Annotated in this window: 8 protein-coding genes; 3 read left to right on the top strand and 5 right to left on the bottom strand. The window is 72.6% G+C overall.

The genetic code is table 11. The annotated features are described in order from the left end of the window. Positions 1 to 41 precede the first annotated feature (41 nt). Together OG866_RS02540 and OG866_RS02535 are read left to right on the top strand one after the other, a co-directional pair. On the top strand, positions 42 to 2,666 hold the full coding sequence (locus OG866_RS02540) for a hypothetical protein (protein ID WP_329331658.1): 2,625 nt from the start codon (positions 42 to 44) through the stop codon (positions 2,664 to 2,666). Positions 2,667 to 2,696: 30 nt separating this feature from the next. Next, entirely contained in the window at positions 2,697 to 8,759 is a 6,063-nt protein-coding gene (locus OG866_RS02535) for a hypothetical protein (RefSeq protein ID WP_329331656.1), read from the top strand. Between the two features lie 28 nt (positions 8,760 to 8,787). Here OG866_RS02535 and OG866_RS02530 read toward each other — a convergent pair whose 3' ends face one another. From OG866_RS02530 to OG866_RS02520, 3 genes are all read right to left on the bottom strand, one after another. Beyond that, positions 8,788 to 9,540: a hypothetical protein gene (locus tag OG866_RS02530; protein ID WP_329331654.1), complete on the bottom strand. Its 753-nt coding sequence runs from the start codon at positions 9,538 to 9,540 to the stop codon at positions 8,788 to 8,790. 76 nt (positions 9,541 to 9,616) lie between these two features. Beyond that, the gene (locus OG866_RS02525; RefSeq protein ID WP_329331652.1) at positions 9,617 to 10,579 is read right to left on the bottom strand and encodes a hypothetical protein; all 963 of its coding nucleotides are present in this window, start codon (positions 10,577 to 10,579) and stop codon (positions 9,617 to 9,619) included. Then, a complete protein-coding gene (locus tag OG866_RS02520) occupies positions 10,579 to 11,487 on the bottom strand; it encodes a hypothetical protein (RefSeq protein ID WP_329331650.1) in 909 nt (302 codons plus the stop codon). The genes OG866_RS02525 and OG866_RS02520 overlap by 1 nt, the downstream gene beginning before the upstream one ends. A 168-nt stretch (positions 11,488 to 11,655) precedes the next feature. Here OG866_RS02520 and OG866_RS02515 point away from each other — a divergent pair, with 168 nt between their 5' ends. Then, positions 11,656 to 12,741, top strand: a complete 1,086-nt coding sequence (locus tag OG866_RS02515) for an FAD-dependent oxidoreductase (RefSeq protein WP_329331648.1) — start codon at positions 11,656 to 11,658, stop codon at positions 12,739 to 12,741. Positions 12,742 to 12,858: 117 nt separating this feature from the next. On the opposite strand, the gene OG866_RS02510 is transcribed toward OG866_RS02515, so the two are convergent. Together OG866_RS02510 and OG866_RS02505 are read right to left on the bottom strand one after the other, a co-directional pair. Beyond that, positions 12,859 to 14,898 carry an RICIN domain-containing protein gene (locus tag OG866_RS02510; protein WP_329331645.1) on the bottom strand — a complete coding sequence of 680 codons (2,040 nt, stop codon included), beginning with the start codon at positions 14,896 to 14,898 and terminating at the stop codon, positions 12,859 to 12,861. 119 nt (positions 14,899 to 15,017) lie between these two features. Then, complete coding sequence (locus tag OG866_RS02505) at positions 15,018 to 17,057, bottom strand: beta-galactosidase (protein WP_329331643.1); 2,040 nt, start codon at positions 17,055 to 17,057, stop codon at positions 15,018 to 15,020. Positions 17,058 to 17,108 lie beyond the last annotated feature (51 nt).

The following is a 17,108-nucleotide window of genomic DNA, read 5'->3' as shown; positions in this document are numbered from 1 at the left end:
CGACGCCTGCCGCGGTTCCTCGATCCCGGCGGGAGCGGCGCATGAGCACGCGATGGTTCTTCTCCTCGGCGCGGCTCGGGGCCGCCGCCTCGGCCCAGGGCCAGGCGCTGGCGACGTCGGCGCGGTTCACCCGTGACCTCGACGGCCGCCGTGAGGCGCTGCCGCCGGTGCAGGGACCGACGCTGTCGCTGGTGGGACCGGGCGACGTGTTCGGGTTCGAACGCGCCATGGTCCTGCGCGAGGAACCACCGCCCGGCACCGCCGACGCCGCGGAGAACGTGCTCGCCGGTGTCGAGCTGGCGCATGCCGACCTGCCCTGGCTGCTGTCCCCGGGAACGGCGTTCCCGTCGGGCGGACCCACCCCGCAGCCCTGGCTCGCGCTGATCGTGCTGGCCGAGGACGAAGCGGCGCCACCGCGTGACGCGCGCCCGCTCCCGGTGCTCACCGCTCCCGTCGCCGCGCTGCCCCCACTGGCCGAGCGGTGGGCCTGGGCCCATGTGGAGGCGCGGCTGCCCGACAACGTCACCGACGACATCGGTGCGCGGACGCTGGTGGAGCAGGGGCTGCGCGCCCACTCGGCCGACGTCGTCGCACGGCTGCTGTGCCCGCGCCGACTGGCCCCGGACCGGGGCTGGATCGCCGCCGTGGTGCCCGCCACCGCCGCCGGACGCGACGCGGGCCTGAACGTGACGCCCGGGGGAGCGGCCACCGAGGACGCCTGGCCGGTCGCCGGACGGGACACCGTCGACCTGCCCGTCTACCACTGGTGGAGATTCCGCACCGGGAAGGCGGGCACCTTCGAGGAACTGGCCCGCCGGCTGCGCTTCCGGCCCGCCGCCGAGGCCGGACTCGGCAGCCGCACCATCGACGTCGGCCGCCCCTGGCCCGCCGAGCCGGCCACCGCGCCGGCCACCGTGCCCATGGACGGCGCACTGCGGGCCCCCGGCACGGCGGTGCCCGAGACCTGGTCGGACCCCGCCGCACAGGACCGGTTCCGCACCCTGCTCACCCAACGCCTCGACGCACCCGCCCGGCGCCGCGAGGAGCCCGTGACACCGGGCGAGGAGGGGACGTCACAGCCGGCCGAGGAAGGCGACGGACAGCCGGTCGAGGACCGGGACACGGTCGCCGTGGCCCCTCCGCTCTACGGCAGCCACCACACCGGCCGGCAGACCGTGCCCGACGAGCCGGACAGCTGGATGAACACCCTCAACCTGGAGGTCCGCCGCCGGGTGGCGGCCGCGCTCGGCACCCGCTACGTACAGCTGGAACAGGAGTTCCTGATGGCCCGGGCCTGGGAACAGGTCGGCGAGATCCGGCAGGCCAACCGGCTGCTGGCGACCGGGGAGCTGGCCGCCGCCGCGGCCGAACAGGCCCAGCGCAAGCACCTCGACGCGCTGGACGTCGCCGACCTCGTCACCGTCATGGCACCGGTCAGCGGCCGCATGACTCTGTCGGTCCCCGCCTCGGTCGCGACCGAGACCACTCTGGCCGCCCCGGTCTCGGACGGTTCCGAGACCGGGGCGGAGGCGATCGGGACCACCCTGGCCGGTCTGCTGGCCTCGGCCAAGGACAGGGTGCTGGCCGGCACGGCCAGCACCTCGTTCGTCCGGCTGACCCGCAGCAACGGCGCCCTCGCCCGCCGCGCCCGGCGGGGCACGACCGGGGACACTCCCGACGAGCAGCCGCCCGACCCGGTCCTGGCGCGGGGGCTGAGAGACATGGGCGTCATGGGCGACGACACGCCCGAGAACGGCCTGCCGGGCGAGCTGCGCGCCGGACTCGCCGCGACGCGGCTTCAGATGCTGCGCATGAGCGACCGCATCCCCGCCGACTTCTGGGCGGAGCGCGCCCCGACCGACGCCCGCCCCCTGCGGCCGATCATGGCCCACCCGAAGTTCACCGTGCCCATCGCCGAGGAACTCCTGGCCCGCTGGCCGGAGTGGGCGCTGCCCGGCATCAGCGCGCTGCCACCCGACTCGGTGACCCTGCTGGAGACCAACCCCGAGTTCATCGCCGCCCTGCTCGTCGGGCTCAACCACGAGTTCAACCGGGAACTGCTGTGGCGGGAGTTCCCCACCGACCAGCGCGGCACCCCCTTCGCCCGGTTCTGGCCCGGCGACGGCGAGGACGTCGAGGAGATCGCGCTGTGGCCGCCGGACACCCCGCTGGGCAGCCAGTTGCGCACCGGCGGCCAGGGCAACCTGGTGCTCCTCGTGCGCGGCGACCTGCTGCGCCGCTTCCCCGGCACCGCCCTGCTCGCCGTACGCGGTGTCGACGGCAAGCTGCCCCTCACGTTCGACGGAGTGCCGGCCACCCCGCTCGCGCTGGACGAGTCCACGGTGCTCTATCTGTTCGCCGGTCTCGACGCGGCCCGGGCCCGCGCCGAGGACTGGTTCTTCGTGTTCCGCGAACCCATGCGCGGCACCCAGTTCGGGTTCGACTCCGGATCGCCGCCCGAGGAGCTGAAGACCTGGGCGGACCTGACCTGGGAGGCCGTCGGAGTGCCCGAGACCGCGTGCGTCCGGATCGACCACGCACCTGGACCACCGACCCGGCAGCCCGACCCCCCGCTGTGGGGCCACGACCCGGCCGACATGGCCCGCATCGCCTTCCAACAGCCGTTCCAACTGGCCTTCCGGGCCACCACCTTGCTGGGCGGCTGACCACCGCGCGAGGACAGGAGCACCCCCGACATGACGGACGCGTTCGCCGCCCGCGCGCAACTGGACCGGGCACGCACCGACGCGGATGCCGCCCAGGCCCTCGCGGACGAGCAGGAGGCCGTCGTACGGCGCCTCCAGGAGCACATCCGGGCCGGGCTCCCCGACCCCGTCCAGATCGGCCAGCGCCCCAGTGCCGAACTGCTCACCGAGGCCGAGGCCGCCCTCGCGGACCTCCAGCGGACGGCTGAGCAGTCCAACAGCCTCCTCGCCGACGCCGAGGAGGAACTGACCCGCGCCCTGGGCGAGGGAGAGGCGCTCTTCCCCGACGGCAACACCGACCCCGTCGCCCTGCTGCCGGTACGGGTGGAGACCATCTGGTGGGAGCCGAGCACCCTGCGCGTGCGGATCTACCCGGACGACATCCTGCTCTCCCCGTTCGACCCCCGGCTGACCCCCGCCGAAGCGGCCGTAGCCGCCGAGTACTGGCGAAACCCTGGCCCCGACGCCTGGCAGAAGGTCCTCGGCAAGCTGCGCCCAGCCCGCGCGTCCTGGGCCGTCCGCGCCGCCCGCCCCGGCTCCCCGCCGCCCGAGGAGCGCCCCGACGACCCGGGTCAACAGCGGCAGCGGCAGGTCGCGATGCCGAAACGCTGGCGCTTCCTCGGCCTGCTCGACGGCCAGATCGTCGTGGACAAACTCGGCCGCCCGGTACCCGACCCGCTGCCCATCGGCCTCCTGCGCGCCGAGGAGGAGGGCTGGGAGACCGACTGGTTCCAGGCGCTCAAGGCCGGCATGGGCATCGAGATCGTCTTCCCGCCCGACGGCACCGAACACCTGGACGAACTGCTCGTCGTCGGGGTCCGCGACGACTCCGCGGCGGACGGCGCGGCCCGGCTGCGCGACCTGCTGCACGGCCACCGGTTCGCCGGCGGACTCGGCATCCTGCCCTCTGGCACCGCCACCAACAACACCCCGCGCTCCCGCTCCGGCTGGTCCTCCGCGCCCGCCTACCCCGGTCCTGATCCCGACCCGGAGGCGGGGCAGCGTCCGGTCGCCGACGCGCTGGCCGCGGCGCTCGGGCTGCCGGACGCCGGGTTCCTGCGCGGCTGTTCCGGCGCGGACGACCCCGAGCCGTCGGCCGTCGCCGCGCTGACCCTGCTCACCTGGCCCACCCTCGGCAAGGGGTTCGCCGAGTCCGCGCTGAGCACCCTCGACCTGGGCACCCGGCAGGTCAGCGGCGTCGCCCCGGGCCGCCCCTGGCGGGCCGTCCGCGACCACCTCGCCGACCATGTGCGCGGTCGCGGGCCACTGCCGATGCTGCGGGTCGGGCGTCAGCCGTACGGCGTGCTGCCGGTGACCGCGCTGGGCGACTGGCGTGCCGAACGCACCCGTGACGTCGATGCTCTCCTCGCTCCCTGGCTGCTGCGGCTGCGCGAGTGCTGGCGCGCGGCGCTGAACGGCAGGATCCCCATCGATCCCGTTCCCCACGTCCAGCCGGGTCTGCCGGTCGACCAGGTCACCGTGGAAGCGTTGAAACGGCTGCCCGTGGCGACCGGCCTCGCCATGCGCCGCATGGACGGCCCCGCGTTCGCCGTGCCGAAGACCTCGCGCGACGAGCCCCCCGCCCGGCCCGGGCTGCCCGGACTGGCACCTGACGGGATGCTGCGCTGGACCACCAGCGGTGACGGCTGGACCTCCCTCGGCTGGGGCCTGGACGACACGACCGGCGTCCCCGAGTTCGTCGCCCGGCTCACCCCGGACGCCACCGCCTTCCCGGCCCGCGCCACCGCCACCGCGGACTATCTGGGGGCCGTACGCGCCTTCCTCGCGGGTCAGTTGGACGCCGCGGGCTTCGACGCCGCGTGGCCGGTCGAGCTGTCCTCGGGGCGCGAGACCCCGCCCCGGCGCAGCACGCTCTTCGACCTTCCGGGAGTGCGGGCCGAGGAGCCGGGCGAGGGCGAGACCCCCGACGAGGGGGGCGAAGAACCGCAGGACGGCCAGGACGGCGGGGAGGTGCCGCCCGAGGACGACGGCACCCCGCAGGAGTTCCCGATCGAGGCCCCACCGGACGCGAGCGGACTGCTCGACGCTCTGATGTTCCTGCCCAACTGGGCGTTCTTCGACGGCGACGACGGCGAGGAGGGCACCGACGACCCCGTGCGCCAGGCGCTCGCCGCCACCAGCGACGTGGACCAGCTGGTGGCCGACGTCATCGATGGACTCGACGAGCAGGAGCGCGCCGAACGAGTCGCCGCCGCCACCCGCGCCACCGCCGCGCTGCCCCGGCTCGAACAGGCGCTGCGGACTCTCGCGGCCGTCCCCGTGACCCGGCTGCCCGAGCTGTTGCTGGAGGTCATCGACGCGTACGCGCACCGGCTGGACGCCTGGGTCACCTCACTGGCGTCACGGCGGCTGGCCGAACTGCGGGCGTCCGGCGTCGAGGGCGTCCGGTTCGGCTGCTACGGCTGGGTGGAGAACCTGCTCCCGCCCGAGGCGCGCGAGCAGGTCGACATCGAACTGGACGACGTGGACACCACCGTCGAGATGTCCGCCCAGGACGGCTACATCCACGCGCCGTCGCTGCAACACGCGGCCACGGCGGCCGTCCTGCGCTCGGGCTTCCTCGGCAACCCCGACGAACAGTCCTACGCGGTCAACCTGACCTCCCGCCGGGCCCGCGTCGCCCGCTGGCTGCTCGGCGGGGTGCGCCAGGGCCAGAACCTGGGCTCCCTGCTGGGGTACCGGTTCGAACGGGCCCTGCACGACGCGCAACTGGACGATCTCGTTCCACAGTTCCGCCGCGAGTTCCCCCTGCCGGTCGTACCCGAACCGCAAGGAGAGGCGGGCGACACCGAGTTGTGGGCGCGCAGCGCGGAGGTGATCGCGGCGCGCAACGTGGTCGACGGAATGGCCCTCGCACGGGCCGGCGGCAGCGCGCTGAACCTGGTCCCGCCGGACCAGCAGGCGGCGGTGACACCGCTCCTGGACGACCTCGTCGACGCCCTGGACGCGGTCGGTGACCTGGTACTGGCCGAGAGCGTGCACCAGTTGGTGGGCGGCAATCCCATCCGCGCGGGCCTGACCGCAGACACCCTCGGCCGTGGCGAGGACGTGCCGGACACCTTCCGCGTGCTGCGCACACCGCACCGGGCCCGCGCCATCACCCACCGGGTCGCCGCGCTGCTGCCCGCAGACGTCACCCCGACCGGCTGGCCCGACGACCCGCTCGCCGCGCTGCAACCCGCCCTGGAGGCCTGGGCCGCCCAACTGCTGGGCCCGGCGGCGGGCTGGACGCTGACCGGAGTACTCGGCGGACACGCCGACGGCGGGAGCCAGGACGCCGACGCGCAGGCCGACGGACACAACCATGGCGGCGACGCTCAGGCCGACGGCCAGGCGGCTTTCCAACTCGCCGCCGATCGGCTGGGGTTGGGCGCCCTGCGGACCGTACTGGACGCGGCCGCCGTCCAACCGGCCGGGCTGCGGCAGGCCGTTCGGACCGCCATGGGCGTCCCGCCGGACACACCGGTCGAGTTCACCGGACCCGGCTGGAGCGGTCTGCGCGGGCGGGCGGCCCGGATCCGGTCGCTGCTGACCACCGCACAACCCCTGCTTCCGGCACACCTGCCCGAGGACCCCGCCGGCCGTACGATCGACACGGCCGGGCTGCGGACACGTCTCGCCGCCTTCGCCGCGAGCCCCCTGGTCGCCGGACACCCGGCGCAGGCCGCACTGCGCGACCTGGCCGCCGAACAGGTCACCCCGCAGACGGCCGAGGCCTGGCTGTCCCGGACCCGCGCGACCCTGGCCGAGGTGCTCGGCGCGGACGTACCCCTCCTGCCCACGCTCACCGCACCCGCAGCGCTCCCCGCCGGGCCCGGCGACGTGCCCGGTGCCGAACTGGAGGACTGGCTGCGGCGCAACGCGGCCGTACGGCCGATGGTGCGCACCCTGCACGAGACGCTGCTGCTGGCCGGAACCCGCGCCGAACGGGCCGAACGGCTGCGCGCGGCACAGCATCCGGCGGGCGCCGGCGACGCGTGGATCGGCGGCGCCTTCCCCGCCGGGCAGCGCCCGCCCGCCACCACCCACCTCGTCTGGCACGCCCCCGTGGACGTCGCGCCCGGCACGGCCGTCACCGGTGTCGTCCTCGACGAATGGATCGAACTGCTGCCCGGCTCCGACCAGCCGCCCCCGCCACCCGAGGCCGCGCCACCCGCCGAGGCCGCGCCGCAGACCGAACTGACCGGGGTCGCCTTCCACTACGACCGCCCCGACGCCAAGGCCCCGCACAGCGTCCTCATCGCCGTGCCGCCCGACCTGAGCCGCGGCTGGACCTCCGACGGCCTGGTGCAGGTGCTGCGCGAGACCCTCGAACTGGCCAAGCTGCGCGCCGTCGACCTCCAGGACCTGCCGCAACTGGACGACCTCCTCCCCGGCATCCGGATCAGCCAACAGGGAGCGACCGGCCGAGCCCTGTCCGCGATGGAGACCCGGCGGCCGAACACCGATCCGGACGGGCCCTTCCGGCTGGAGCCCAGCCATCGCGCCAACGACATCGAACCCGGACTGGCCGCCAAGGTGCACGACCCGCTGTGGCTGCTCACCCGGCAGTGGCAGTTCGGCGAGTTCGCCGCCCAGGACGCCGGTTCGCCCGCGGTGGTCCGGATGAACGGCGGCAGCGCGCCGATCGACGCCTGGCGGCCGGGCGGGAGCACGGACTGGATTCCCTACGATCCACGCCTGGGGCCGCTGGACACGCAGATCGAGGACGAACCCGTCCAGGTCGACGAGCGGTTGCGCGCCGAGGGCGGTGCCGCACTGCTGCGGATGTGCGACGACGCCGGACTGCTCACCGCCGCCCGTACGGCACTCGCTGCCCACCTGCTCCCGGCCGGAGAGCCGGACGCGAGCCTGATCGGCCTGCTGGACGGCCGCGTGCCGGACGCGGCGTCGGTGGCGGCGGCGCTGGACGCGGGCACCTTCGGCAGCGGACCGGACCCGCACCTCGCCGAGGTCGTCGGGCGGTGGCGCACCTGGTGGACCGGACAGCTCGCTGAGCACGGCCCGGACTGCTTCGATCCGCACCGCTTCGAGTACGCCGTGGAACTGTCCACCGGCGGGACGGTGCTGCGCGCCGAGGAGTACCAGGGCGACGGTCTTGACTGGTACGGCCTGGACGTCCACCCCGACCCCGAGGCCGAGGCGGCACCGCAGGGACCGCGCCGGCCGTTCACCGAGGAGGGCCTGCCCTCGACCGTGCGCTACGGCGGGCTGCCGGCCGACCGGTTCTGGGAGATGGAGGACGCGCGCGTCGACCTCGGCGCGACGGACGTGTCCACGCTCGACACCGGCCGGCTGCTGCTGATCTCGTTCGCCACGGTCTTCGGCAACGACTGGTTCCTGGTGCCCCTGGAAGTGCCGACCTCTTCCCTGACCGTCGTGGACCAGCTGCTGGTACGTGACGTGTTCGGCCGCCACCATCTGATCCGGCGGGCCGGTGAGGACGACCCGTCCTGGTCGATGTTCACCCTGGACAGCCCCGATCCGGACCAGCCGGCGGCGTCCGGTCTGCTGATCCTGCCCACCGAGCCCGGCCAGACGGGCCGGCCTCTCGAACACGTGGTGCTGGCCCGCGACGAACTGGCCAACCTCGCCTGGGCGGTTCAGCACCACTACACCGACGGCCGGGGCGAACCGGTCGACCGCCGCGACCGCTGGGCACGCGGCACCCCGCCCGAGCCCACCCCCGCCGGGGAGCTGCCCGCGTACGCGGTGCAGACCATCGTGCCGGATTACTGGTTCCCCCTCGTCCCCGAGGCGATCCGCACCGCCGAGATCCGCTTCCGCCTGGCCGACCTCAACGCTCCCGGCCTCGACGCCCGCCCCGAGGGCCGTCTGATCACGCCCGGACTGTGGGTGCACGAGGAGGAGGTGCCGCGCGACGGGGTGTACGTCACCCGCCGCCCGGTGCTGGCCCGTTGGTTCGACGGCTCCTGGCACAGCTGGGTGCGCAGGGAGAAGGCGGCCGGCACCGGGGAGAGCTCCAGCGGGCTCGCCTTCGACACGGTGCGACCGACGGAGCCGTGGCCGTGACGTGACGTCGGACCACCGGCGTACGGCTTCAGTTGTGCATGGCCCTCACCAGCGCGGTGAGGACGCGGCGGGTCTTGTTCTCGGTGTGTTCGGAGAGCGCCACCCCGCGGGCCCGTACCGCGTCCTCCAGCTCGCGCTGCTTGCGCTCGGCCCGCTTGGCGAGCTCCTCGGCGTCGTCCGTGTCCTTGGGCTTGACCCGGATCGAGGCCTCCAGGAAGTCCAGACCGGCGACCGACCACGCCTCCAGGTTCACCTTCAGGTCGTCCAGCGGAACGTCCTCGACCTTGGTCGCGAGGATCGGTCCCAGCGCGACCAGCCCGTCGAAGGGGACGGCGGGTGCGCAGGTGTGCAGGAACTGGTGCTGCACCGCGTCGACCGACGCGGCGGGGTCGCCGCCGGGAGCCACCGCGTCCGACAGCGCACCCGGCGGATGGTCGTGCACCAGGGAGGCGGCCAGTACCTGGCGGTCCGCCGACCAGTCCTCCTCGATCTTGTACGTGAAGGAGTCCGCGTCGAACGGGTCGGAGAAGCGGCCGACCAACTGCTTGCTCATGCACGGCCGCAGCTTGACCGTCAGATCGTCCGCATCGCCACCGAGCCTGAACCGCACGATCACCCCGGCCTCCAGCAGCGGGATCCGGCGCTCGGCGACGCCGTCCCGGTCCTCGGCGAACCAGATCCGACGGGTGGTCCGTACCCCGTGCGACCCGCCGAGGGCGGACAGAGCCGCCGCCACGTCGCTCTCGATGTTGACCTTGATCTCGACCGGCAACAGGTCCATCGCACCGCTCCCTACGCTTGTCTTGGACGTTAGCGCGGACGCCCGGCGGATGCTGCCGGACGAACCGGTTCCCTTCTCAGGGCTGCGGCAGAAGCTGCACCCGGACGTCGTCCCCGTAGGGGAGGACGACCGTCCGGTCCCGGCCGAGCATCCAGTCCGGAGTGACCAGGAACAGCCGTCCGCCGGACGACAGCAACAGCCGGAAGCCCGCGTAGCGGTGGTGGTACGCCCCGGCGTCCTTCCCCTTCGCATCGAGCGGGGTCTCCGTGACGCCGGTGGGCAGGCCGTCGAGCGGATCCTTGGTGTCGATGACGACTTCCGGGCGGTCCACCAGCTCGGCCGCGTCCTCCTCGCCGCGTCCCGTGCCGTACGCCCAGGCCAGCTGCGTCGAGGCCCAGAACAGCCCGGCGATGAACAACCCCACCGCGGCTAGTGCCCCGTTGCGTGCCAGCCGCTGCGACAGCAGGGGCCGGCCGCGCTGTTGCGCGTAGACCCAGACGCCGTACGCCACCGCCGCCGGCCCGATCGCCAATGACAAGGGCGTGGCACCGATGACGACACTGGTGTTGGAGTCCGGGTGGAACATGCCGATCAGGGCTCGGGCGATGAGCAGCATGCCGATGAGGATGATGAGGTACGCCAGCAGGGCCCGGTTGGTGGAGACGCCGCTGCCCGTGTCGTGGGCGAGCAGCCATTTGACGAAGGCGTGGATGCCGACGCACGTCAGGATGCCGAGGAACATCAAGGCGGCCGGCACATACACCACTTCCAGGCCTTGGAGCATCAAGTCCTGGTTGGACAGCCCCGTCATGTCCAGGGGGACGCCGAAGTACTCGTAGCGCGCGCGGGTGGCGACGTAGCCGAAGTAGACGAGCAGCGCGGTGGCCAGGGTCGTCGGGCCGATCGCCTCCGCCAGTTTCCGGACGCGGGTCGAGACGGGGAGCTGGTCGGCGGCGGACTCGGGTTCCTCCTCCGGTTCCGCTACGGGCGGTGCGGGTGGCGGGGGCGGCGGTTCCGGCGGCGAAGTCTCCGCGGCCATCAGCCTTGCTCCTGGGCAATGGCATTGGGCACGTCGGCTGCGTCGGGCTGAGGCTGCTCGTCCTCGGGGGCCACGCTGTCGGGCGAGTCCGGGACGTCCTCAGGGGTGTCCGGGGCCGGAGTGTCCTCCTCCTCCGGTTCCTCTCCCACTGTGATCGACACCCCGGGGGCTGCGGCAGGACCACTGATCGTCAACGGATACTGGGGCGTCGGCGGCGGACCGCCCCAGTCCGTCACTTTGTCGCACGGATCGTTCTCGGGGTCCACGCACACACAGGTGAAGTCGACCGTTGTGGTGATCTTGTACGTGCCGTTCGGGACGCCGGGCGGGAGGACGGCCCCCGCGTCGCACTGGTCTCCCTCTTGCACCGTGGCCCCGAGGCACGTGGGGTTGTCGCCCGAACAGTGCGCCGCGTTGTCGGAGCTGACAGCCGGTTTGGCCGGGCCTTTGGACACGGCGAAGGAGACACTCTTGACGGTCAGGGGTCTGCTCGTCTTGTTGATGATGGTCGCGCAGCCGTCGCGGTCGCCGTTGCCGTTGAGGCGGACCCCGCTGACATGGATGGACCGGCGACCGCTCTTGTGCGTCTCGCCGCCCGGCGTGCTGCTGCCCGTGGCCGAGGTGCCCTGCGAGGCGGACGTGGAGCTGGAGCTCCCGTCGTCCTGGCGATCGGTACCGGAGCCCGTGCCGGGATCGGTGCCCCTGATGCCGCCGTCCGGGTCGGGATCGTTGCCGTTGCCGTTGCCGTTGCCGTTGCCGTTGGAGGCGGACGCGGAGCTGACCGTTCCTTTGTCAGCGGCGTTCTCGCCGTCCGTGGTCGCCGATCTGACCAACCAGACGATCCCGAGCACTGCCACGAGACCGAGGATGATCGCCAGGGCGATGGGCCGGGCACGTGTAGTGGCCATAAGTGCAGAATAAGCGCATTTCCGGCACCTTTCCTGCTGGAGCGAACGGCCGGCCGTCGGCACGGGACGCGGGCACGACTCCCGGGACCCGATCGCCCTGACGGTAGAGTCCTCGGGCATGGCACATGTGCCGCTCACGGGCACGAACTCCGCTCCTGGGGAGGGACTTTGATCGCCGTCGTGGGTGCCGGTCTGATGGGCGCGGCCACCGCCTGGCACCTGGCCCGTCGCGGCCACCAGGTCACCCTGATCGAGGCGTACGGCATCGGTCACCGGCGGGGGAGTTCGCACGGCAGCTCACGGATCTTCCGGCGCGCCTACGCCGAGGACCTGTATGTGCGGCTGACCGGACAGGCGTACGAACAATGGCGCGAGCTGGAGCGGGACAGCTCGACCCCCTTGCTGCGGACGACCGGCGGCCTCGACTTCGGGGCGGGCCGCGACCCGCGGGGCCTGGCCCGGGTGCTGGGCGAGGCCGGGGTGCCGCACGAGGTCCTGTCCGCCCGGGACGCGTCGGAGCGCTGGCCGTACGTCCGCTTCGACGGGCCGGTGCTGTACCACCCGGATGCCGGAGTGGTCGATGCCGACGCGACGGTCGCGGCGTGTGTGCGCCGGGCCGTCGAGCACGGGGCAAAGGCGTGGACCGGCGTCCGGGTCACGGGCTTCGAGGTGCGGGAGAAGGTGCGCCTGCGTACGGACGACGGGCGGGCGCTGACCGCCGACACCGTGGTGATCGCCGCCGGAGCCTGGCTGCCCGAGCTGGACCTGCCGGTCACGCTGCCGCCGTTGAAGGTGACCCAGCAGCAGGTCTTCCACTTCCGGCAGCGGGACCCCTCGCTCGAGTGGCCGACCTTGGTGTTCGGGGACGAGACGATGCAGACGTACGGACTGCCGTCCGGCAGCGACGGAGGGGCACGGCCCGCCGTGAAGGTCGCCGAGCACGACCGGGGCACTCCCACGACGGCCAGTTCCCGGACCGGAGTCGTCGACCCGTCGTCGCGCACCCGCGTCAGCGAGTTCGTCCGTGACCGGCTCCCGGGCCTGGACCCCGACCCGGTAGCGGAGGCCACCTGCCTCTACACCACCGCCCCTGACGACGACTTCGTTCTCGACCGGCACGGCCCCCTCGTCATCGTCTCTCCCTGCTCCGGCCAGGGCGCCAAGTTCACGCCGCTCATCGGCGCGATGGCCGCCGACCTCGCCACGGGCCGCGGCGAGCCCCATGAGCGCTTCCGCCTGAAGAGCACGGCATAGGGGCGCGGCATGGGAGCCAGGGGCATCCCCAACCGGCACCACCGACCCCGGCACATGGAGAACGCCCGGCCGGGGAGCCCGGCCGGGCGTCTGTCCTGAACGGTGTCCGCCGTCCGGTCAGCTCACCTCGGTGATCCGCCACCTCTGGTTGGAACCGGAGTTGGCCTGCCACGTCGTGACGGCCGCCCCCTCGTTCGTCGCCTGGCCGCCGACCTCCAGGAGCCGTCCGGTCGCCTGGTTCACCAGCGTCCAGGTGCCGTCGCCCGTGGTGGACAGGATCCACTCGGTCGCCGGGTCCCGGTCGCCGGTGTCGGGCTCGATCACCGGCACGTTGTCCCGTACGGCGAGCCGCTTGCCCTCGGCAGGGTTGGCGAAGACGTAGCGGGCGCGGTTGCTGCCCTTCTCGCCGTACTTCGCCTCAAGGCGCCACTGCTGCGCGACCGTGCCGTTCGCCGAGTTGATGGTGAGGTTGGTGCCGTTCGCGCCCACGGTCACCGCCTTGCCGCTCTGCACACCGGTCAGCGTGTAGGACGCGCCCTTGCTGAACAGGCTCGCGTCCTTCGCGACACCGGAGACGCCCTTGACGGCGAACGAGGTCACGGACTGTGCGGGGACGGTGAACGTCGCCTTGCCGTCCACGACGTCGACCGGGGCCTGCCGCACCAGCTTGCCGGCCGCGTCGGTCACCGTCGGGGTGACGGTCGCGTTGCGCTTGATCTTCTCGAACTTCGACAGGTCGATCGTCACCGCGCGGGGCGCGGTCGTGGAGTTGACGTGGACCAGCGAGGCGCCCTTGCCGTCCTTGGTCACCGCGGCGGCGCTGGAGGTGTCGTCCACCTTGATCAGGCTGTCGCCGGGCTTGATGAAGTGCGTGAAGTTGCGGGCCGTGTCGAACTTCGTGTTCGTGTAGATCGGGCAGGACTGGAGGGTGTCGGCCGACGTGCAGCTGAACGGCAGCTGGATGGAACCCCAGTTGCCGCCCTTGGCGGACTCGCCGCCCGGCTTCATGTTGTCGTAGTCCTCGACCGGCTGCCAGAACACCCAGGCCTTGGGCTCCAGTTCACGCAGGTCGTTCACCATCTGCTGGGCGAGGCCCAGGCCGGGGCGCATGTCGGTGAAGCTCTGCCCGTCGCCCCAGTCGCCCTCGACCTCGCTCATCCACAGCGGCTTGTCGGCCGCCTTGGCCAGGTCACGGACGGTGGTGCGCTGACCGGTGCCGTAGGTGTGGACGTTCATCTGGCCGACGAGGTCCTTGGACGCCTGGGAGTAGGAGTTCCAGTTCGTCGCGAACAGACCGGGGTTGGTCTCGTCCATCGCCGATATGTCGGCCTTGACCTTGGCCTTCTTCAGTGCGGGTGTCAGCGCGGCCAGCACCTTCTCCTGCATGGCGGGTCCGATGTGCGCACCCTCCTGACGGCCGCCCACCGGCTGGCCGTTCGCGTCCAGACGGGTGCCCCAGTAGCCGGTGTTGGGCTCGTTGAACGGGTCGACGGTGTCGACCTTGATGTCCTCGGACTTCTCCAGCCGCTTGGTCGCCCCGGCGAGGTAGGCGGCGAAGTCACCGACCGAACTCTCCTTCAGCTGCTCGGCGCTGGAGTTGAACCCGCCCGAGACATAGCCGCTCTCGGTCATGAACCACGGCGGGGAGTTCGAGAACGTCTCCCAGTGGTCGATGTCGTTCTTGATGTGGTCGACCCACCAGCGCTGTGTGGCGTCCGCGTCGGGGTTCCAGTCGGCGGGGTCGTCGGCGCTCCACCAGTCGGTGTCGGCGCGGGTCGTGCCCTGCGGAGCCTTCCACCAGCCCTCGACCGCGCCACCGGCGCGCAGGTAGTCCTTCACGTCGGGGGCGTTGCCGCCGCCGATGTTGTAGCGCGCGATGTTCAGCGCAAGCCCGTCGTCGCCGAAGAGCAGATCGGCGAGCTTCTCGCGGATCTCCTTCGGGTAGTCGCCGGTGGCGTTGGCGAACCAGACCAGGCTGGTGCCCCAGCCCTCGAACTGGTCCTGCTTGTACGACGGATCGGGCTGGACGGTGACCGACGCGGTGGCCGTGTCGGCCTGGGCGAGGGGTGCGGGGACGGAGAGGAGTGCCGCTCCGGTCGTGAGCGCGGTCATGGAGGCGGCTCCGAGGAGCCGTCTGCTGCGGGTGAGTCCTGCCATCGTGTGCTCCCAGCTTCATAGGTGGAAACGCTGCGGTGGTCCCTCCCGCCGGACACACGGGGAGGGGTGTGCCCCCGGGCGGGCCATGTGCCGCCCGGGGGACAGAGGTGGGGGGTGGGTCAGACGAGCGGTCGGCGCACCACGGCGACCTCGCGCGGCCCGAGGACGAGCCCGTCGTCGCCGGTCGTGCCGTACAGCACCTCGCCGGTGAAACCGGGCAGCGGCACCGTGTCGTCGGTCCGGTTCACCAGGAACAGGAACCTCGCCGCGGCGTCCTTGCGGACGGTCAGTTCGACGCGTCCGCGTGCTTCGGCCGGGAGTTCGCTCGTCACGCCGGCCGGCGCGAGCAGGCGCGGCAGCAGCGCGGTGAGCCCCTCGACGCCGAGGCGCGTGGAGACGTACGACGCCGAACCGGCCGCCGCGGTACGGCGGGTCACGGCCGGCCGCCCGGTCTGGTTGCCGGAGTCGTAGCGGGCGAGGACCTCGGTCCGGTCGTCGGCCAGGGTGATGCGGTCGGTCCACAGCGTGCCGGTCGAGCCGTCGTCCAGGGACACCGACTCGTCGGCGAGCAGCGGGCCGAACTCCTCGACGCGGATGCCGAGCAGCTCGCGCAGCGCGCCGGGGTAACCGCCCAGCCACACATGGTCGTTCTGGTCGACGACGCCGGAGAAGTAGGTCGTGACGAGGTGGCCGCCCTGCTCAGCGTAGCGGGTCAGCTCCTTGGCGAGCTCCGTCGGCATCACATGCAGGACGGGCGTGATCAGCACGTCGTAGCGGGCGAAGTCGCTCTTGGTGGTGATCAGGTCGGCGCGCACACCGAGCGCGAGCAGCGCTGAGTACCAGTCCAGGCCCTCCTGGCGGTAGTTGAGCAGGGAGGTGGGGTGGGAGTCCTGCTCGCTGGCCCACCAGGAGTCCCAGTCGAAGACGATCCCGACCTTGGCGCTCTCCCGGTGCGAACCGGCCACCGGGGCCAGGGTCTTGAGGGTGGCGCCGAGTTCGGCCACCGCGCGGAACAGCTCGCTGTCGGCGCCGGCGTGCGGGACCATCGCCGAGTGGTACTTCTCGGCGCCCGCCGCCGACTGCCGCCACTGGAAGTAACAGACGGCGTCCGCGCCGTGCGCCACGTGCAGCAGGGAGTCCCGGGCCAGCTCGCCCGGCCGCTTCGCCACGTTCACCGGCTGCCAGTTGACGGCGCTGGTGGAGTGCTCCATCAGGAACCAGGGCCGGCCGCCCGCGATGCCGCTGGTGAGGTTCGCGGAGAAGGACAGCTCGTCGCGGGACTGCGGGCCGGGGTGGACGTAGTGGTCGTTGGAGACGAAGTCGATCTCCTCGGCCCAGTCCGCGTAGTTCATGCCCTTCGTCTCGCCCATCACCATGAAGTTGGTGGTGACCGGGACGTCCGGGGTGATCTCCTTCAACAGGTCCCGCTCGGCGCGCAGGTAGTCCTTGAGGGCGTCGGAGGAGAAGCGCTTGAAGTCCAGCTGCTGGGTCGGGTTCGGGTGCGAGGCCGCCAGACGCGGGGGCAGGATCTGCTCCCAGGCGCTGTAGCGCTGCGACCAAAAGGCCGTTCCCCAGGCGTGGTTGAGGGCCTCAAGGGTGCCGTAGCGGGCGCGCAGCCAGTCACGGAAGGCGTGGGCCGCGTCGTCGGAGTAGTCGTAGACGTTGTGGCAGCCCAGCTCGTTGGAGACGTGCCAGGCGACCAGCGCAGGATGGTCGGCGTAACGGTCGGCCATCGCGCGGACCAGGCGCAGGGCGTGCTCACGGAAGACGGGCGAGGTGGGCCGCCAGTGCTGGCGGGCGCCCGGCCACAGGGTCTCGCCGGTCGCGGTGACCGGCAGGATCTCCGGGTGGGCGGTGGTCAGCCACGGCGGCGGGGAGGCGGTGGCGGTCGCCAGGTCGACGCCTATGCCGCCCGCGTGCAGCAGGTCCATGACCTCGTCGAGCCAGCCGAAGTCCCAGGTGTCGGCGGTCGGTTGCAGACGTGCCCAGGAGAAGATCGCCACCGAGACGACGTTGACACCGGCCTCGCGCATCAGCCGGACGTCCTCCTCCCACACCTCCCGGGGCCACTGCTCGGGGTTGTAGTCGGCGCCGAAGGCGAGACGCGGGGTGAGGTCACCGTCCGCCCCGCTTCTGCGGGAGTGGAGGGTGGAGATCATGGCGGTCCTTCCGAAGGGGTGGTGCACGGGGGCGGCGCGGCCCGGGAGCCG

The organism is Streptomyces sp. NBC_00663 (assembly GCF_036226885.1).
Classification (GTDB): domain Bacteria; phylum Actinomycetota; class Actinomycetes; order Streptomycetales; family Streptomycetaceae; genus Streptomyces.
Note: the sequence above shows the minus strand (reverse complement) of the source record. Positions and strands in the feature narration are given on the sequence as shown.